15 protein-coding genes, 2 tRNA genes and 1 pseudogene are annotated in these 17,388 nt (G+C 74.1%); 15 read left to right on the top strand and 3 right to left on the bottom strand.

The annotated features are described in order from the left end of the window. Window positions 1–62 precede the first annotated feature (62 nt). From ABZ135_RS07630 to ABZ135_RS07670, 9 genes are all read left to right on the top strand, one after another. Entirely contained in the window at window positions 63–794 is a 732-nt protein-coding gene (locus ABZ135_RS07630; RefSeq protein ID WP_356693082.1) for a phosphonatase-like hydrolase, read from the top strand. After that, window positions 791–1,858 (top strand): ABC transporter ATP-binding protein, encoded by a 1,068-nt coding sequence (locus ABZ135_RS07635; RefSeq protein ID WP_356692840.1) that lies wholly within the window; start codon window positions 791–793, stop codon window positions 1,856–1,858. The genes ABZ135_RS07630 and ABZ135_RS07635 overlap by 4 nt, the downstream gene beginning before the upstream one ends. Further along, entirely contained in the window at window positions 1,851–2,750 is a 900-nt protein-coding gene (locus ABZ135_RS07640; RefSeq protein WP_356692842.1) for a 2-aminoethylphosphonate ABC transporter permease subunit, read from the top strand. Before ABZ135_RS07635 ends, ABZ135_RS07640 begins: the two co-directional genes overlap by 8 nt. After that, window positions 2,737–3,534, top strand: coding sequence for an ABC transporter permease subunit (locus tag ABZ135_RS07645; protein WP_356692844.1), 798 nt, complete (start codon window positions 2,737–2,739; stop codon window positions 3,532–3,534). The genes ABZ135_RS07640 and ABZ135_RS07645 overlap by 14 nt, the downstream gene beginning before the upstream one ends. Before the next feature lie 99 nt (window positions 3,535–3,633). Then, window positions 3,634–4,692 (top strand): 2-aminoethylphosphonate ABC transporter substrate-binding protein, encoded by a 1,059-nt coding sequence (locus ABZ135_RS07650; protein ID WP_356693084.1) that lies wholly within the window; start codon window positions 3,634–3,636, stop codon window positions 4,690–4,692. Window positions 4,693–4,854: 162 nt separating this feature from the next. Further along, window positions 4,855–6,396, top strand: coding sequence for an alkaline phosphatase family protein (locus ABZ135_RS07655; RefSeq protein WP_356692846.1), 1,542 nt, complete (start codon window positions 4,855–4,857; stop codon window positions 6,394–6,396). A 113-nt stretch (window positions 6,397–6,509) separates the two neighbouring features. Then, window positions 6,510–7,289: an HAD-IIA family hydrolase gene (locus ABZ135_RS07660; RefSeq protein WP_345488034.1), complete on the top strand. Its 780-nt coding sequence runs from the start codon at window positions 6,510–6,512 to the stop codon at window positions 7,287–7,289. Between the two features lie 83 nt (window positions 7,290–7,372). Further along, window positions 7,373–7,957 (top strand): hypothetical protein, encoded by a 585-nt coding sequence (locus ABZ135_RS07665; protein WP_356692848.1) that lies wholly within the window; start codon window positions 7,373–7,375, stop codon window positions 7,955–7,957. 5 nt (window positions 7,958–7,962) lie between these two features. Continuing rightward, window positions 7,963–8,607, top strand: coding sequence for a class F sortase (locus tag ABZ135_RS07670; protein ID WP_356692850.1), 645 nt, complete (start codon window positions 7,963–7,965; stop codon window positions 8,605–8,607). A 229-nt stretch (window positions 8,608–8,836) separates the two neighbouring features. Here the strand turns inward: ABZ135_RS07670 and ABZ135_RS07675 are convergent. After that, window positions 8,837–8,910, bottom strand: a tRNA-Lys gene (locus tag ABZ135_RS07675). 184 nt (window positions 8,911–9,094) lie between these two features. Between ABZ135_RS07675 and ABZ135_RS07680 the strand changes: the two genes are divergently transcribed. The 6 genes and pseudogenes from ABZ135_RS07680 (at window position 9,095) to ABZ135_RS07705 (ending at window position 16,891) form a co-directional block, all read left to right on the top strand. Then, the gene (locus ABZ135_RS07680) at window positions 9,095–10,507 is read left to right on the top strand and encodes a peptidoglycan-binding protein (RefSeq protein ID WP_356692852.1); all 1,413 of its coding nucleotides are present in this window, start codon (window positions 9,095–9,097) and stop codon (window positions 10,505–10,507) included. Window positions 10,508–12,250: 1,743 nt separating this feature from the next. After that, window positions 12,251–13,525, top strand: a complete 1,275-nt coding sequence (locus ABZ135_RS07685) for an SPFH domain-containing protein (protein WP_356692854.1) — start codon at window positions 12,251–12,253, stop codon at window positions 13,523–13,525. Between the two features lie 143 nt (window positions 13,526–13,668). After that, the gene (locus tag ABZ135_RS07690) at window positions 13,669–14,259 is read left to right on the top strand and encodes a lytic polysaccharide monooxygenase auxiliary activity family 9 protein (protein ID WP_356692856.1); all 591 of its coding nucleotides are present in this window, start codon (window positions 13,669–13,671) and stop codon (window positions 14,257–14,259) included. Between the two features lie 61 nt (window positions 14,260–14,320). Next, window positions 14,321–14,767, top strand: a pseudogene (locus tag ABZ135_RS07695) (acyl-CoA synthetase); the annotation flags it as partial. 181 nt (window positions 14,768–14,948) lie between these two features. Then, window positions 14,949–16,298 carry a sensor domain-containing protein gene (locus ABZ135_RS07700; RefSeq protein ID WP_356692858.1) on the top strand — a complete coding sequence of 450 codons (1,350 nt, stop codon included), beginning with the start codon at window positions 14,949–14,951 and terminating at the stop codon, window positions 16,296–16,298. Beyond that, window positions 16,238–16,891 carry a response regulator transcription factor gene (locus ABZ135_RS07705; RefSeq protein WP_356692860.1) on the top strand — a complete coding sequence of 218 codons (654 nt, stop codon included), beginning with the start codon at window positions 16,238–16,240 and terminating at the stop codon, window positions 16,889–16,891. Before ABZ135_RS07700 ends, ABZ135_RS07705 begins: the two co-directional genes overlap by 61 nt. Before the next feature lie 46 nt (window positions 16,892–16,937). Here the strand turns inward: ABZ135_RS07705 and ABZ135_RS07710 are convergent. Further along, a tRNA-Lys gene (locus ABZ135_RS07710) sits at window positions 16,938–17,011 on the bottom strand. 108 nt (window positions 17,012–17,119) lie between these two features. Continuing rightward, window positions 17,120–17,388 (bottom strand): IclR family transcriptional regulator C-terminal domain-containing protein (locus ABZ135_RS07715; protein ID WP_356692862.1); only part of this gene is annotated, 269 nt, incomplete at its 5' end.

Here is a 17,388-nt window from a genome sequence, read left to right on the forward strand (position 1 = left end):
GCACGACCGACCGCACGACCGACCACACGACGGACGGCACGACGGGCCGCACGGCCGACCGCATGACCCACCGCGCGACGGACCCCACGACCGACCGCACGACCGACGACCGCACCCGCGGCCGCCACGACCTCGTCGTCCTCGACATGGCCGGTACCACCGTCGCCGACGGCGGCCTCGTCGAGCGCGCCTTCACGGCCGCCGCGACCCGCCTCGGCGAAGACCCCGCGACGATGATCGACTACGTCCGCGCCACCATGGGCGAGTCCAAGATCTCCGTATTCCGCCACCTCTTCGGCGGCGACGAGAGCCGCGCCCGGCAGGCCAACCTCGCCTTCGAGGAGGCGTACGGAGAGCTGGTCGCCGACGGCCTCATCGCCCCCGTCCCGGGCGCGGCCGAGGCGATCGCCGAGCTGAGGGACCAGGGCCGCACGGTCGTCCTGACCACCGGTTTCGCCCGCGTCACCCAGGACGCCATCCTCGACGCCCTCGGCTGGCGGGACCTGGTGGCCCTGACGCTCTGCCCGGCGGACGCGGGCGGCCGGGGGCGCCCGTACCCGGACATGATCCTCGGCGCCTTCCTCCGTACGGCCGCCGTCGACGACGTCCGGCGGATCGTGGTCGCGGGCGACACCTCGTACGACATGCTCAGCGGGGTCCGCGCCGGGGCCGGGATCGTGGCGGGCGTCCTGACCGGCGCCCACGACGAGGCCGCGCTGAAGGAGCACGGTGCCACGCACGTCCTCGCCTCGGTCGCCGGACTCCCCGCGCTGCTGAGGGAGTCCGAGGCATGACCAGCGGCATCCGCTTCGCCGGCGTCTCCGTCGCCTACGGCGGCCACACCGTCCTCGACTCGCTCGACCTGACCGTCGAACCCGGCGAGGTCATGGCCCTGCTCGGACCCTCCGGCTCCGGCAAGACCACCGCCCTGCGGACCGTCGCCGGATTCGTCCGGCCGGCCGCCGGGCGGGTCTTCATCGGCGACCGGGACGTCACCGACCTCCCGCCCTACCAGCGGGACATCGGCATGGTCGTCCAGAGTTACGCCCTCTTCCCGCACCTGCGGGTCGAGGACAACGTCGCCTTCGGCCTGAAGGCGCGGAAGGCCCCCAAGAGCGAGATCCCCGGACGGGTCGCCGAGGCCCTGGAGATGACCGGGATGGCGGCCTACGCCCGGCGCTACCCGCGCGAGCTCTCCGGCGGCCAGCAGCAGCGCGTCGCCATCGCCCGCGCGCTCGCCATCCGCCCGAACGTCCTCCTCCTCGACGAACCGCTCTCCGCGCTCGACGCCCAACTGCGCTCCGGCATGCTCGCCGAACTGGCCAAGCTGCACCGCGAGCTGCCCGAGGTCTCCTTCCTGTACGTCACCCACGACCAGGTCGAGGCGCTCACCCTCGCCGACCGGATCGCCGTCATGGACCGGGCCCGCCTCCAGGACTGCGGCACCCCGCAGGAGCTGTACCGGCGGCCCCGCACCGCGTTCACCGCCTCCTTCGTCGGCAACGCCAACCTGCTGCCGGTGACGGTCGGCACGGACGGCGTCACCCTCGACGGCACGGCGGACGGCGTCGCCCTCGACGTACCGGTCGCGGACGCGGCGCCCGGTGCCACCGCCACCCTCTGCGTACGGCCGCACCTCGTGGGCCTGGGGGAGGGCCCCAACGCCCTGCGCGGCCGGATCGCCGAGGTCCAGTGGCGCGGCGCCACCCACCGCCTGTACGTGGACGTGGCGGGCGGCCACCGCGTGAAGGCGGACGTGCGGGAGCTCCGCGAGACGCCGGCGCTCGGCGACGCGGTGACGCTGCACTTCGCCCGCGAGGACGCGGTGCTGCTCGCGGCGGGGGTGACCGATGGCTAGCCGGGCCGCGGGTCTCACGAAGGAGCGCCCCGCGCCGGGGCTCGTGCCCGCCCCTCCCGCCCCCGCGCAGAGCGCGGCCCCGGCGGCCCGCCGGTCCCTGCCACCCTGGCTCTGGGCCGCGCCCCCCGTCGTCGCCCTCGCCGTGGTCTTCCTCTACCCGCTGGCGCTCGTCGTCCGGGAGTCCCTGGCGCCCGGCGCGTACGCCGAGGTCTTCGCCTCCGCCTCCTTCCGGGACGCGCTCGTCACCACCGTGTGGCTCGCCGTCGCGTCCACCGCCGGCTGTCTCGTGCTCGGCTTCGTGCTGGCGCTCGTCATCGCCTTCGTGCCGTTCCCCGGCGGCAGGGCGGTGTCGAAGTCCATCGACGTCTTCCTGTCCTTCCCGTCCTTCCTCATCACGCTCGCCCTGCTGTTCCTCTACGGCACCGTCGGCATGGCCAACGGCGTGTGGACGGACCTCACCGGCGCCGAGACCGGCCCCTTCCGCTTCCTGACCACGCCCTGGGGCGTCCTGCTCGCGGAGATCACCTACTTCACGCCCTTCGTGATGCGGCCCCTCCTCGCCGCGTTCTCGCAGATGGAGACCGCGCAACTGGAGGTGGCGTCCTCGCTCGGCGCGCGGCCGCTGCGGATCGTCCGGCAGGTGATCCTGCCCGAGGCGCTGCCCGCGCTCGCCGCCGGCGGCAGCCTCGTCCTGGTCATGTGCCTCAACGAGTTCGGCATCGTCCTCTTCACCGGCGCCAAGGGCGTCACGACCCTTCCGATGCTCGTCTACGGCAAGGCCATCCTCGAGTCCGACTACGCCGCCGCGTGCGTGGTCGCCGTCGTCAACGTCGCGATCTCCGTGGGCCTGTACGGCCTGTACCGGGTGGTGAGCAAGCGTGCTGGTGCATAGCCGCGCCGGGCGGTGGGCGAGCTGGGCCGTCTTCGCCGTCCTCTTCGTGCCCCTCTTCGCCCTGCCCCTCCTCGTCATCCTGGCCGCCTCGTTCGCCACGAACTGGTCCGGCGCCTTCCCCTCCGGGCCGACCACCGCCCACTACGCGGCCGCCGTGCGCGGCGAGTCCCTGCGGGCGCTCACCACCAGCCTGGTCACCGCGCTCGCCGCGAGCCTGCTCGCGCTGACCGCCGGGACCTGGGCCGCGCTCGCCGCGTCCGCGCTGCGCCGACGCGGCCGCAGGCTGCTCGACGCGCTGTTCGTGCTGCCGGTGGCGGTGCCGTCCGTGGTCGTCGGCCTCGCCGTGCTCGTCGCCTTCTCGCAGCCGCCGCTGCTCCTGAACGGCACGCGCTGGATCGTGATCCTCGCGCACACTGTTCTTGTCACGGCGTTCGCCTACCAGTCGGTCTCGGCCGCCATCCTGCGCCTGGACCCGGTGTACGAGCAGGCGGCGGCCAGCCTCGGCGCCCGCCCCTCGTACGTGCTGCTCCGGGTGCGGCTGCCGCTCCTGCTGCCGTCGCTGAACGCGGCGGCGGGGCTCTGTTTCGCCCTGTCCATGGGCGAGCTGAGCGCCACGATGATGCTCTACCCGCCGGACTGGCTGCCGCTTCCGGTGCTGGTCTTCACGGCCACCGACCGCGGCTCGCTCTTCACGGGCTCGGCCCTCGCCGTGGTCCTGATGACGGCGACGCTGCTCGTCCTGCTCGCCGTCTCCCGTATCCGCACCAAAGCCTCGTACCGCTAGCAGAACCCCGTACCGCTAGCAGAACCCCGTACCGCTGGCAGGCCCCCCGTACCGCCGGCACCGCCCGTACCGCTAGGAGAGAACGACGTTATGCGCACGATGTCCCCGCACGCCCGGCCGATCGCCGCCGTCGCCGGCTGTCTCGCCCTCGCCGCGGCCCTCACCGCCTGCGGCGGCTCCTCCGCCGCCTCCGACGAGAAGATCGTCACCGTCTACAGCGCCGACGGCCTCAAGGGCGAGGCGGGCGACGGCTGGTACGACAAGGTCTTCAAGGACTTCGAGAAGCAGACCGGCATCAAGGTGAAGTACGTCGAGGGCGGCTCCGGCGAGATGGTGCAGCGCGCCGCCCGCGAGAAGCGCAACACCCAGGCCGACGTCCTCGTCACCCTGCCGCCCTTCATCCAGCAGGCCGACTCCAAGGGACTGCTCCAGGCGTACGCGCCCAAGGGCTCCGAGCAGGTCGCCGGCGGCGACAAGGCGAGCGACGGGAAGTGGACCTCCGTCGTCAACAACTACTTCGGCTTCATCCACAACAAGAAGGAGCTGACGACCCCGCCGACGACTTGGGAGCAGCTCCTCGACGCGAAGTACAAGGACCGGATCCAGTACTCCACCCCGGGCGTCGCGGGCGACGGCACCGCCGTGGTGATCAAGGCCATGCACGACTTCGGCGGCAAGGAGCCGGCGATGGAGTACCTGAAGGAGCTCCAGGCCAACAACGTCGGCCCGTCCTCCTCCACCTCCAAGCTCGCCCCGAAGGTCGACAAGGGCGAGATCCTCGTCGCCAACGGCGACGTCCAGATGAACTTCGCCCAGGCCCGCTCCATGCCGAACCTCGCCATCTGGTTCCCCGCGAAGCAGGGCGGCAGGCCCACCACCTTCGCCCTGCCGTACGCCGCGGGCCTGGTCAGCGGCGCCCCGCACAGCGAGAACGGCAAGAAGCTCCTCGACTTCATGCTCGGCGAGCAGGCCCAGCGCGAGGTCAGCGCCATCGGCGGCGGCTTCCCGGCCCGCCAGGACGTCAAGCCCACCGACGCCAACGCCCTCGCGCTGGCGAAGCTGATGGAGGGCGTGGAGGTCTTCGAGCCGGACTGGGCCGACATCGACAAGAACCTGCCCACGTACATCGACGCGTGGAAGGCCGCCACCGGCAGTTGACCGGGCACGGCCCAAGAGTTCACCGCACATACCTTCCGTCCCACGGAAGTGTCGCGGAAAGATAACGGGTACGGACCGAAGTCGGGCTCAACGCCCCTGGGAAACCAGGGGCGTTGAGCCGCCCCTCGCCCCCTCGCCCCCCTTTCACGGAGGACTCCAGACATGCCGCACACCGGCATCTCCCGCCGCGGCGTGCTCGCCGCCGCCGGCGCCACCGCCGCCCTCACCGCCACCGGCCTCGCCACCGCCCCCGCCGCCGGGGCCGCCGCGCCCACTCTCCCCAACGGCACCAGCAAGGACAAGGTGCTCGTCGTCGGGATGGACGGGCTGCGCCACGACCGCATCGACGCGGCGAACGCCCCGCACCTGAAGTCCATGATGAGAGACGGCACCTACGGCCTGTCGCTGCTGTACGCCAACCCCATGGCCGCCACCTCCTCCGGCCCCGGCTGGTCGACCATCTCCACGGGTGTCTGGCCCGACAAGCACGGCGTCAAGGACAACACCTTCACCGGCAAGAACTACGGCACCTACCCCGGCTTCCTGGCCCGTCTCGCCCAGGTGCGGCCCGAGCTGTCCACGTACGCCGCCGTCGACTGGAAGCCCCTCGACACCCAGGGCACCGTCACCCCCGGCGCCGACGCCAAGCTCGTCCTCGACGGCGACCGCGACGGCTACGTCGCCCACGACGCCACCATCACCGCCGAGACCGAGTCGGTCCTCCGCGACCAGAACCCGGACGTCCTCTTCGTCTACCTCGGCAACACCGACGTCGTCGCCCACGCGAACGGCACCGGACAGAAGTACCTCGACGCCATCGCCGTGCAGGACGCCCAGCTCGGCCGGATGCTCGCCGCCATCAAGGCCCGCCCCACCTACGCCACCGAACGCTGGACCGTCATCGTCGCCACCGACCACGGCCACGTCGACGCGGGGGGCCACGGCGGCAGCTCGATCGAGGAGCGCCGCACCTTCGTCCTCGCCACCGGCCCCGGCATCGCCGCCGGCGCCCGCCCCCTCGACACCCGGCTCGTCGACGTCGCCGCCACCGTCTTCCACCAGCTCGGCATCACCCCCGACCCGGCCTGGGGCCTGGACGGCAAGCCCCTCCAGCAGCGCTCCACGGACCCCTTCGACACCCTGCAGTCCTCCCTCGGCCGGCGCGTCGACGAGACCGGCATCCCCACCGGCGTCCTCGGCTTCACCCACACCCCGCCCACCGGATGGTCCGTCATCAACACCGCCATGGGCACGGGCGGCGTGACCGAGTGGCGCGGCTGGTCCTTCGCCACCGACGAGTTCTGGTCCCGGACGCAAGCCGACCAGCAGCGCGAGCTCAACGTCCGCTCGCGGGGCGTCTTCGCCGTCGCCGACTCCGACGAGTGGGCCGACAAGACCTTCTCCGGTCCCTACGACTCGACGCTGGTCACCCCCGCCCACTCCGTCGCCGGCGCCACCCGGGTCACCCTGGGCTTCACCACCCTCTACCGCCAGGAGGGCGGCCAGACGGCCCAGGTCCTGGCCTCCTTCAACGGCGGCACGCCGACGCTCGTCAAGAGCTACACCGCGGACGTGATCTCGCAGCCGCAGTCCCTGACGGTGAACGTGCCCTCCGGCGCGTCCAGCGTGAGCTTCCGCTTCCGCTACACCGGGTCCAACAACTGGTACTGGGTGATCGACGGGGTCACCGTGCGGGCTTCCTGACCTAGTCTGGGGGCGTCGCCACAGCGCAGTCGCGTCGCCCCCAGCACACCGCACGGCGGGTACGGCACCTTCGGTCCGTACCCGACGGCACGTACGGCAGGAGTCCCGCACCCATGGCAGAGCGCAAGCCGATCGAATCCTGGCTCACCGACATGGACGGCGTCCTCATCCACGAGGGCGTTCCGATCCCCGGTGCCGACGCGTTCATCACGAAGCTGCGGGACACCGGGAAGCCCTTCCTGGTCCTCACCAACAACTCGATCTACACCGCCCGCGACCTGCACGCCCGCCTGGCCCGCATGGGCCTGAACGTGCCCGTCGAGAACATCTGGACCTCGGCGCTCGCCACCGCCAAGTTCCTCGACGACCAGCGCCCCGGCGGCACCGCGTACGTCATCGGCGAGGCCGGCCTCACCACCGCGCTGCACGACATCGGCTACGTGCTCACCGACCACGACCCCGACTACGTCGTCCTCGGCGAGACCCGGACGTACTCCTTCGAGGCCATGACCAAGGCGGTCCGGCTCATCAACGCCGGCGCCCGCTTCATCTGCACCAACCCGGACGAGACCGGCCCGTCCCTGGAGGGCCCGCTGCCCGCCACCGGGTCGGTCGCCGCGCTGATCACCAAGGCGACCGGCAAGGAGCCGTACTTCGCCGGCAAGCCGAACCCGCTGATGATGCGCACCGGCCTGAACGCCATCGGCGCCCACTCCGAGACCAGCGCCATGATCGGCGACCGGATGGACACCGACATCCTGGCCGGCCTGGAGGCCGGCATGCAGACCTTCCTGGTGCTCACCGGCCTGACCACCCAGGCGGAGATCGACCGCTTCCCGTACCGCCCGTCGAAGATCGTGAAGTCGATCGCGGACCTCGTCGACCGCGTCTGAGTCCGCGCAGGTGAGGGCCCTGATCGGCCCTCTGGGGATGCGAAAGGGCCCGAACGGGGTGACCCTGCGATCAGGAGGTCACCATGCGTTCAGGTCCCATCGCTCTCCGTGCCGCAGGGGCGGCCGTGGTTCTGGCGCTCGCCCCCGCGGCGGGCACCGCCCTCGCCCACGACGGGGTCAAGGCCACCGTCACCCCGTCCACCGCGGCGCCCGGCGCGGACATCGACGTCCGCGTCACCGGCTGCAAGGGCACCACCGGCGCCGCCAAGTCCCCGGCGTTCGTCGCGGACGCCGAGCTCACCGGCCGGGACGGGGGCAAGAACCCGCTGTACGGCGACACCACCGTGAAGTCGGGCCTCCGCGAGGGCACCTACAAGGTCACCGTGACCTGCGACGGCCACGACCACCCCGACGCCGGCACCGTCCACGTCAAGCGGCACCAGGAGCCGACCCACCGGCCCACCCACCACCCGTCCCCGATCGCCCCGGTCCGCGCGGGCGGCGGAGGGACGGCCGCGTTCGCCGCCCCGGTCGCGCCCGGCGTGGCGCAGACCGCCGGCGAGGCGGGCCTCGGCACCCCGTACACCCTCCTGGGCCTCGGCATGGCCGCCGTCGCCGCGGTGGCGGTCGCCCTCCGCAGCGCGCGCCGTCGCCGGGGCGCGGACTGAGTCCGATGCCCTCCGGCCGGGCGCTGACCGGCGCCGCCTGGGCGGTCCTGCTCCTCGGCCTCTGGGTCTGGGGCGAGCGGGCATCCGACGGACCCGGCCGCGCCTCGGCGCCGACGACCGGCGACATCGCCGCCGTCGGCCGCCCCCTCGGCGCGCCCCTGCCCCCGGCGCACGCCCCGCTCCCGGCCGCCGAGCCGCGCCGCGTGGAGATCCCGTCCCTCGGCGTCTCGGCCCCCGTCGTGGCCCGCGGCCTGGACGCGGACGGGGCGATCGACCCGCCGCCGTACGCCATGCCGCACACCGTCGGCTGGTACGGCTCCGGCACCCGTCCGGGCGCCTCCGGGGCCGCCCTCCTCGTCGGTCACGTCGACACCGAGAGCCGCCCCGCCGTCTTCTACGGCCTGAGCGCGGCCCGCCCCGGCGCGACGGTGCGCGTGACCCGTTCGGACGGAAGCGTCGCGGAATTCACGATCGACGACGTCCAGGTCCTGCCCAGAGACCGTTTCGACGCCCGAAGGGCCTATGGCCCGCACCTGCCGGGCCGGGCGGAGCTGCGGCTGATCACCTGCGGCGGCACCTTCGACCGGGAGACCGGCACGTACACGGCGAACGTCGTCGTCTCGGCGTATCTGACGGGCGCGCGGGACTGAGGCGGTCCGACCGGGGGCCGGCCGGCGGGGCGGAGGTGCCGGCCGCCGGCCGGTCCGGTCCTCGACCGCGGGCTCACGGGCCGCGGGAGGAGCCCGGAGCCGCCGCGGGAGGTCGGGTGTGGTCCCGCTCACTGTAGAGGAAACGGAAAACAGCACACGGAAAACGAAAACAAGAAAGAGAAACGACCGAGGCCCTTCACCATCCGGTGAAGGGCCTCGGTCTTGCGCGTGCGCCGCCAGGGACTCGAACCCCGGACCCGCTGATTAAGAGTCAGCTGCTCTAACCAACTGAGCTAGCGGCGCCTGCTGACGTGGATAACTTTACAGGACTCCCGAGGGTGCTCCTGACCATTTCCGGTCCCGCACGGCCTGTCGGATGGTCGTATTGAGTCTTCGATCCGTCAAAATGCGATTTGTCCAGACAGTTGAGACACTGACGCCCGTGCCAGAGCGGTCAAAAGATCTTGACGAGTGTGGAGGGGAACGCATGAGTGTGCCGGTCTTCGAAGAAATCGAACCCGCGGCCGACTGCGGCTGCCCGGGCTGCGCCCGGCAGCGGCGCGACCTCGCCCTCGGGCTGCCCGTCCGTGCGGGAGGCCACCCGGCCGCGCACGGCGCCCGTCGCGCGCTGGTCCTGATGACGGCGGCGGGGGTGGTCCTGGGCGGAGGCGGGGCGGGGGTGGCCGGCGCGGACCCGGCTGTGGACAGCGCGGCGGGGGGCTCGGCGGACAGAGCGGCGGGCGGTGCGGGGGACGCGGCCGACAGAGCGGCGGGCGGTGCCGAGGACGCGGGGCCCGGACCCGACACCCCGCAGGGCGGCCGGGGCCCGCTCCACGGCGGCGCGCCCGGCCCCGCCTCGGCCCCGTCCCCCGGTGCGACCCCGACGACCAGTCAGATCTCGGTGCAGTCCCTGCGCAAGACCACCCGCGCCGAGATCATCAACCGCGCGAAGAAGTGGGTCTCCGCCCAGGTCCCGTACTCGATGGACCGCTACTGGAACGACGGCTACCGCCAGGACTGCTCCGGCTACATCTCCATGGCCTGGAACCTCCGCAGCAACGAGTGGACCGGCAGCCTCGACCGCTTCGCCGACCGGATCGACCGCGCCGACCTCCAGGCCGGCGACATCCTGCTCTTCCACAACCCCGCCGACCCGACGCGCGGCTCGCACGTGACGATCTTCGGCGGGTGGACCGACTACACCCACACCGCCTACATCGCGTACGAGCAGACCAAGCCGCGCACGCGGAAGCAGGCGACCCCGTTCGCGTACTGGGAGCACTCCGACCGCTACGTCGCCTACCGCTACAAGGGCGTGGTCAGCGGCGGCGGTGGCGGCGGCGGCACCGGGGGCGGGCCGTCCGCGACCGTGACGCCGTACCCGGGGGCCTCGAAGTTCGGCCCCGGCGCGAACAACGCGTACGTCACCCAGCTCGGGAAACTGCTCGTCGCGCGCGGCGCCAAGAAGTACTACAGCCTCGGCCCCGGCCCCCGCTGGGGCGAGGCGGACCGCCGCGCCACCCAGGCATTCCAGCGGGCCCAGGGCTGGAAGGGCCGCGAGGCGGACGGGCTGCCGGGTCCGCAGACGTGGGCGCTGCTCGTGAGCGGCCAGGGCAAGGACATCGGCGGTTCGAGTGGTTCGGGCGGGTCGAGCGCATCTGCGAGCGGGTTCCCCGGGCGTGGCTACTTCCGTCCGGGCCAATCCAACGCATATGTGGAGAAGCTGGGCAAACAACTGGTGAAGCGGGGCTTCGGCAGGCACTACGTGTCGGGCCCCGGTCCGCGGTGGACGGAGGCGGACCGTCGCAACGTCGAGGCCTTCCAGCGGGCCCAGGGCTGGCGCGGCGGCGCGGCCGACGGCTACCCGGGCCCGGAGACCTGGCGGCGCTTGTTCCGATGACCCCGAGAACATGAGGTGGACCGAATGACGGCATCGACCCCGAACCCCCCGGACTCCGGCCCGGCCGCCACCCGCGACGCGGCCCGCACCGCCCGCCGCCTCACCACCGGCCGCCCCCGCCCGCCGGCCCCCCCGGGCGGCGGTACGGGGCCGATGCCGCCCACCCCGGGGCCGGACCGGCCCGGGAGCGCGGCTTCGGCGCCCGCCCAGAGCGGCGCACCCGCCTCCCCGGCCCCGCCCTGCGGGTCCGGCTCTCCGGTGGCTCCCTCCGACGACACCACCCTCGCCGCCGGGACCCCGACCCCGCCAGCCTCTTCGGCCGCGCCGCAGCCCGCGTACGGCGAGGGCGGTGCCGGTGCCCGGCCGGCTGGGACGTCGCCGGCCGGTACGGCGACCGGGCCCGGGGCGCCGGCGGCGCCCGCGGCTTCGCCGGGTGGCGCGGCGACGTCCGGTGCCGGTTCGGATAGGCGGCTGGCCGTGCCCGCTTCGTCGGCTCTGGTCGGTACGCCCGCCACCCGGCAGGGTGTGCCCGCCGGTTCCGGGGGCGCGCCCGGTGCTCCGGCCTCGTTGGAGTCCGCCCCGCAGGCTGCATCCGCGACCCCGCAGGGTGTGCCCGCCGGTTCCGGGGGCGCGCCGGGGGCTCCGGTCTCGTTGGAGTCCGCCCCGCAGGGTGCGTCCGGCGTCCCGGCGACGTCCGTCGCGGGTCCGGGCGGTGCGGGTGCCCGGCCGGGCTCGGGCTCGCCTTCGGGCGTGGCTGCGTCGTCGGCTCTGGTCGGTGCGATCGCCACCTCGCAGGGTGCGCCTGCCGGTTCCGGGGGCGCTCCTGGGGCCCCGGTCTCGTCGCAGTCCGCCCCGCAGGGTGCGTCCGGCGTCCCGGCAACGGCCGTCGCGGGTCCGGGCGGTGCGGGTGCCCGGCCGGTTTCGGCCTCGCCTTCGGGGGTGGCTGCGTCGTCGTCTCTGGTCGGTACGACCGTCACCCCGCAGGGTGCGCTCGCCGGTTCCGGGGGCGCGCCTGGGGCTCCGGCCTCGCCGGAATCCGCCCCGTCCGTCGCGGGTCCCGGCGGTGCCGGTGCCCGGCCGGGCTCGCCTTCGGGCGTGGCCGCGCCGGGTGTGACGCAACCCGGCGGCACTTCGGGGCCGGGTCAGGCTGCGCCGGGTGGCGTGGCGGCGTCCGGCGGGGGTTCGGATACGCGGCCGGCCGCGCCCGCGTCGTCGGCTCCGGTCGGTGCGACCGCCACCCCGCAGGGTGCGCCTGCCGGTTCCGGGGGCATGCCCGGTGCTCCGGCCTCGTCGCAGTCCGCCCCGTCCGTCGCGGGTGACCGGCCGGGCTCGGGTGTGGCTGCGCCGGGGGTGACGCAACCCGGTGGTGTGTCGAGTCCGGCTCAGGCCGCCCCGCAGGCGGCCTCGCCGGGTGCGCGGCCAAGTGCACCCGCTTCGGCGCCCCCGGCCCCGGGGGCCGGCGCTCCGATGACTCCCTCTGGCGCGACCACCCTCGCCGCTCCGGCCACGCCCCCGCCCGGGGGTGTGTCGTCGCCGCAGGCGGCTTCGCCGGACGGCGCACCGGCCTCGGCGGCGCGGCAGGCGTCGCCGACTGCGCCCGCTCCCGGGGCCCCGTCCTCGTCGCAGTCCACCCCGCAGGGCGCGCCCGCCGGTTCCGGAGGCGCCTCGTCGGCCCCGGCCTCGGCCCCGGCCCCGGCCTCACCCCACGCCGCTGTGTCGAGCACCTCGAAGGCTCAGGACAGCGTGCCTACGGGGGCCGCCCCCGCACGGCGGGGGAAGGTCGTCGACTTCGGGTGGATCGCGGGTGTGCCGGTCAAGACCGTCGCCGTGCCGGTGGCCGCCTCCGCCGCGGTGACCCCCCGCGCGGGCGGGGCGCGGCGGCGGACGGTGATCGGGAACGAGAGCACCGGGTCCATTCCGGTGCACCTGCTGTTCCGGGACGAGCCGGACGGCGCCGGCGCCGGCGCGGACGACGGCGGGCCCGCCACCGTCCCCGTACCGAAGACGACCGCGCCCAAGACCAAGCCCGCCCCCGCGTCCACCGCCAAGCCGGCCATCCCCGCGCCCACCCGCGCCGCCGCCCCCGCGCCCACCCGCCCCGCTCCCACCGCCGATCCGAAGCTGGTGGAGCGGCCCGGTCCGGTGCTGCCCGGCTGGGTCGGGGTGGCCGGCGGGGCGCTCGCGCTGCTCGCGTGCGCGGCGATCGTGTGGTGGACGGGCGCCGTGCCCGACGAGGTGAACCGGATGCTGCGGCTGCCCTCGCGCCCGTACCACGGCATCCACCTCGGCCAGTGGGCCCTGCTCGCCCTCGGCGTCCTCCTCGCCCTCTTCTCCCTGGGCGGTCTCGGCCGCGGCCGGGTCGGTTACGCCCTCGTCCTCACCCTCTTCGGCGACTACCGCGGCACCGTCCGCCGCACCGGCCTGCTCTGGGTCAGCCCGCTCCTCCTGCGCCGCCGCGTGGACGTACGACTGCGGCACTGGCGCAGCGAGCCGCTGCCCGCCGTCGACGCGCAGGGCACGGCGCTGGACGTCGTGGTCCTCGTCGTCTGGCGGATCCGGGACACGGTCCGCGCCGCGCTGGGCGTCGACCGGCACGAGGAGTACCTGCGCGAGCAGGTGGAGGCGGCGATGGCCCGGGTGCTCTCACAGCTCCCGGCGGACGCGTTCCACGAGGACGCGCCGACCCTGCGCGACTCCGAGGCCGTCGGCGAGGCGCTCACCCGGATGCTGTCGGCGGAGTGCGCACCGGTCGGCATCGACGTGTTCTCGGCGCAGCCGACGCGGATCGAGTACGCCCCGGAGGTCGCCGCCGCGATGCGGCGCAGCCGGATCGCCGCGCTCGACGCGAAGCACCGGGACAGCGTCCTGACCTCGGTCGTGGACGCGGTGGACGACGTGGTCCACCGGCTGACCTCTCGTGGTCTGGTGGAGCTGGACGACTACGAGCGGAAGGCGCTGGTGAAGGATCTGACGGTGGCGTTCTACACCGGCCGTACGACCCAGGGAGAGGGAGCGTGAGCCTCCCCGGAAGCCCGCTCCTTTGGTATGGACATGGCCAACTTCCGTCCCTACCGTGGAACTTGGTCTAGACCGGAATACGTACCACCGCACGCGTGCAGCACAGCCCACAGAACACCCCCACGTTCTCCTGGAGCGACAGCATGCGCAAAAAGACAGGGGTGGCGGCCGTGGCGCTCGGCGTCGCCGCCGCCTCCCTCTTCGCCACCACCAGCGCGAGCGGCCACGGCTACACCGACTCGCCGATCAGCCGTCAGAAGCTCTGCGCCAACCGCACCGTGGCCAACTGCGGTGACATCCAGTGGGAGCCGCAGTCGGTCGAGGGGCTCAAGGGCTTCCCGGCCGCCGGGCCGGCCGACGGGAGGATATGCGCCGGCGGGAACTCCCGCTTCGCGCAGCTCGACGACCCGCGCGGCGGCGCCTGGCCCACCACCAGGCTCACGGCAGGTCAGAGCCACACCTTCCGCTGGCAGTTCACCGCCCGCCACGCGACCACGGACTTCCGCTACTACATCACCAAGAACGGCTGGACCGGGACCAAGGCGCTGACCCGCGCCGACCTCGACACCCAGCCCTTCCTGGTGGTCCCCTACAACAGCCAGCAGCCGCCCTCGACCCTCTCGCACTCCGGGACCATCCCGGCGGGCAAGACGGGCCGCCATCTGATCCTGGCGGTGTGGACGGTCGCGGACACGGGGAACGCCTTCTACGCGTGCTCGGACGTCCAGCTCTGAGGGGCGCCCGCCCCCTCCGTACCGTTCACACCTGACGAGGCGTCAGCCACCATCCCGCCGCATGACGACCGTCGCGGAACTCGTACGGCGCCAGTGGGGCGACCACCGGACCGGGCTGAGGGGCGAGCACACCACCCTCACCCACCACCGGGTCGCCTCCGGCGCCGCCGCGCGCGCCGCCCTGCTCACGGAGCTGATGCCCGACCGGCCGGGGAGCGAGCCGCACCTCGGCCGGTTGCTCGACAACACACCGGAGTACCCGCTCTGGCTCGGCGCGGCGGCCCTCGCGGGGGCCGCCGTCGCCGGGATCGACCCCACCCGGCGCGGCGCCGAACGCGCCCGCGACATCCGGCGCACCGACTGCCGGATCCCGGTCACCGGGCGGGCCCACCTGCCCCTCCTCGACGGCCTCCCGCTGACGGGCCTGCGCGTCCTGGTCACCGAGACCGAGACCGACACCGACACCTACCGGGAGCTGCTCGCCCCCTTCGCGGGCGCCACGCCCGACGACATCGCCGCCCGCCCCGTACGCCCCATACGCCCCGACCCTTAGGACCCGGGCCCCGACCCGTAAGGCTCGGTCTGCCGGACAAGGCCCCCGACCGCCCCCCAGGTAGGGCCAGGCCCACCTCCCGTACGCCCTCCACCCCCATCGACCCGCCCCGCCCGCCCCGCATACCGTGACCGCCATGCGGCACTCCACCCCCCTCGGCCCTCAGGGCCCCCGCGGCTCCGAGCCCCGTACCGCCTGGCAGGCGCTGGCCGCCCGGCCGGGGCGCTTCGCGCGGACCGTCTGGCCCTGGCGGGCCGTCGGCTACCTCGCGTCGGGCGCCGTGACCGGGGCGGTCACGCTGCTCGTCCTGCTGGTCCTCGCCGGCTTCTCCCTGCTCCTCGTCGGGCTGCCCCTGCTCCTCCTCACCGGCGTGGCCCTCGGCGGTCTCGAACGGCGGCGGCTGCGCCTCGTCGACCGGGAGCCGGCCGTCGACCCGCATCGCCTGCCCGAGGCGCCCGGCCTCGCCGCCTGGCTCCGGCTGCGGGTGCGGGAACAGGCCACCTGGCGGGAGCTCGCGTACGCCGTGCTGCACGCCACCGTCCTGTGGCCGCTCGACCTGGCCGTGCTCGCCGTCGGCCTCGGCCTGCCCGCCGCCCTGCTCGGCGTGCCGTTCCAGCTCGCGGCCGACGGCCACGAGGCGAAGGTGGTCAAGACGTTCCTGGTCACCTCCTTCCCGCAGGCCCTGGCCGTGGCCCTCCTCGGACTGGCCCTGCTGCCCCTCCTCCTCTATCCGCTCACCGCCCTCGCCGGCGCCCGCGCCGCCCTCGCCCGGGCGCTGCTCGCCCCGCGCGAGGCCGAGCTGCGGGGCAGGATCGGCGAGGTCACCGCCTCCCGGGCCCGGCTCGCCGCCGCCTTCGAGGCCGAGCGGCGCCGGATCGAGCGCGACCTCCACGACGGGGCCCAGCAGCGGCTCGTCGCCCTCACCATGACCCTCGGCCTCGCCCGTTACGACGCCCCGCCCGGGCCGCTCGCCGACCAGCTCGCCCGGGCGCACGAGGAGGCCGGCCGGGTCCTCGCCGAGCTGCGGGAACTGATCCACGGCATCCATCCCCAGGTCCTCGCCGACTACGGCCTTGCCGCCGCCCTCGCCGACGCCGCCGACCGCTCGGCCGTCCCCGTCGAGACCTCCGGCATCGACGAGGCCCTGCCCCGGCTGCCCGCCGCCGTCGAGAGCGCCGCCTACTTCGCCGCCCGCGAGGCCCTCGCCAACATCGGCCGGCACAGCGGCGCCGCCCGCGCCCGGATCACCGCCCGCCACACCGGCGACGTCCTCCACGTCGGGATCGAGGACGACGGGCGCGGCGGCGCCGACCCGGCGCGCGGCTCCGGGCTGACCGGACTCGCCGACCGGCTCGCCGTCCTCGATGGGACACTGACGATCACCAGCCCGCCCGGCGGGCCGACCCTGCTACGAGCGGAGATCCCGTGCAGCGCCCTCTCCGAATCGTCCTGGCCGAGGACGGCGTCCTCCTCCGCGAGGGACTGATCGGTCTGCTGGCCCGTTTCGGCCACGAGGTGGTCGCCGCCGTCGGTGACGCCGACGCCCTGATCGCCGCCGTCCGGGCGCACGACCCGGACGTGGTCGTCACCGACGTCCGGATGCCGCCCGGCTTCCAGGACGAGGGGCTGCGCGCGGCGGTCGCCCTGCGCGCCGAGCGCCCGGCGCTGCCGATCCTGGTGCTCAGCCAGTACGTGCAGCGCGCGTACGCCGCCGATCTCCTGGACGCGGGAGACGGCACCGGCGTCGGCTATCTCCTCAAGGACCGGATCGGGCAGGTCGAGGAGTTCCTGGACGCCCTGGCGCGGGTGGCGGACGGCGGCACGGTCGTCGACCCCGAGGTCGTACGGCAGTTGCTGCGCCGCCACCGCGATCCGCTGCGGAGCCTGACCCCGCGCGAGCGGGAGGTCCTCGGCCTGGTCGCGGAGGGGCACTCCAACGCGGCGATCGCCCGCCGCCTCGTCGTGACGGAGGCGGCGGTCGGCAAGCACATCGGCAACATCCTGGGGAAGCTGAACCTGCCGCCGGCCGAGGACACCCACCGCCGGGTCCTCGCGGTCCTCGCCTACCTCCAGGCATGACACGACGAAGGAGCCCCTCGCTTCCGCGAGGGGCTCCTTCTGTCTGTGCGCCGCCAGGGACTCGAACCCCGGACCCGCTGATTAAGAGTCAGCTGCTCTAACCAACTGAGCTAGCGGCGCCTGCTGACAGAGAAAATACTACCTGGTCCCGAGGGGTGCTCATGACCACCCGGGACTGCCCGTCGTCCGGGGCGGGTGCCCGACCTGCCCCCGCCCCGGTCTCCCGCCTCAGATCGCCAGCGAGAGCACCACCGGAGCGGCGCGCCGGTTGAGGGTGTCGGCCGCCGAGCGGAGCCGGTGCGCGTGCTCGATCGGCAGGGAGAGCGCCAGGCAGCCCACGGCCGCGCCCGCCGTCAGCGGCACCGCCGCGCAGACCGTGCCCACCGCGTACTCCTGGAGGTCGAGCACCGGGACGGTCGGCGGCTGGCTGTCCAGCTTGGAGAACAGCACCTTCTCGTTGGTGATCGTCCGGGAGGTCAGCCGGGCGATCTTGTGCC

Source organism: Streptomyces sp. NPDC006339 (genome assembly GCF_040612775.1).
In the GTDB taxonomy this organism is placed as follows: Bacteria; Actinomycetota; Actinomycetes; order Streptomycetales; family Streptomycetaceae; genus Streptomyces.

Excerpts from the sequence above, each read along its gene's own strand:
- ABZ135_RS07630 (WP_356693082.1), top strand. The coding sequence starts at position 63 with ATGACCCACCGCGCGACGGACCCCACGACCGACCGCACGACCGACGAC.
- ABZ135_RS07635 (WP_356692840.1), top strand. The coding sequence starts at position 791 with ATGACCAGCGGCATCCGCTTCGCCGGCGTCTCCGTCGCCTACGGCGGC.
- ABZ135_RS07640 (WP_356692842.1), top strand. The coding sequence starts at position 1,851 with ATGGCTAGCCGGGCCGCGGGTCTCACGAAGGAGCGCCCCGCGCCGGGG.
- ABZ135_RS07650 (WP_356693084.1), top strand. The coding sequence starts at position 3,634 with ATGTCCCCGCACGCCCGGCCGATCGCCGCCGTCGCCGGCTGTCTCGCC.
- ABZ135_RS07655 (WP_356692846.1), top strand. The coding sequence starts at position 4,855 with ATGCCGCACACCGGCATCTCCCGCCGCGGCGTGCTCGCCGCCGCCGGC.
- ABZ135_RS07660 (WP_345488034.1), top strand. The coding sequence starts at position 6,510 with ATGGCAGAGCGCAAGCCGATCGAATCCTGGCTCACCGACATGGACGGC.
- ABZ135_RS07665 (WP_356692848.1), top strand. The coding sequence starts at position 7,373 with ATGCGTTCAGGTCCCATCGCTCTCCGTGCCGCAGGGGCGGCCGTGGTT.
- ABZ135_RS07670 (WP_356692850.1), top strand. The coding sequence starts at position 7,963 with ATGCCCTCCGGCCGGGCGCTGACCGGCGCCGCCTGGGCGGTCCTGCTC.
- ABZ135_RS07680 (WP_356692852.1), top strand. The coding sequence starts at position 9,095 with ATGAGTGTGCCGGTCTTCGAAGAAATCGAACCCGCGGCCGACTGCGGC.
- ABZ135_RS07690 (WP_356692856.1), top strand. The coding sequence starts at position 13,669 with ATGCGCAAAAAGACAGGGGTGGCGGCCGTGGCGCTCGGCGTCGCCGCC.
- ABZ135_RS07700 (WP_356692858.1), top strand. The coding sequence starts at position 14,949 with ATGCGGCACTCCACCCCCCTCGGCCCTCAGGGCCCCCGCGGCTCCGAG.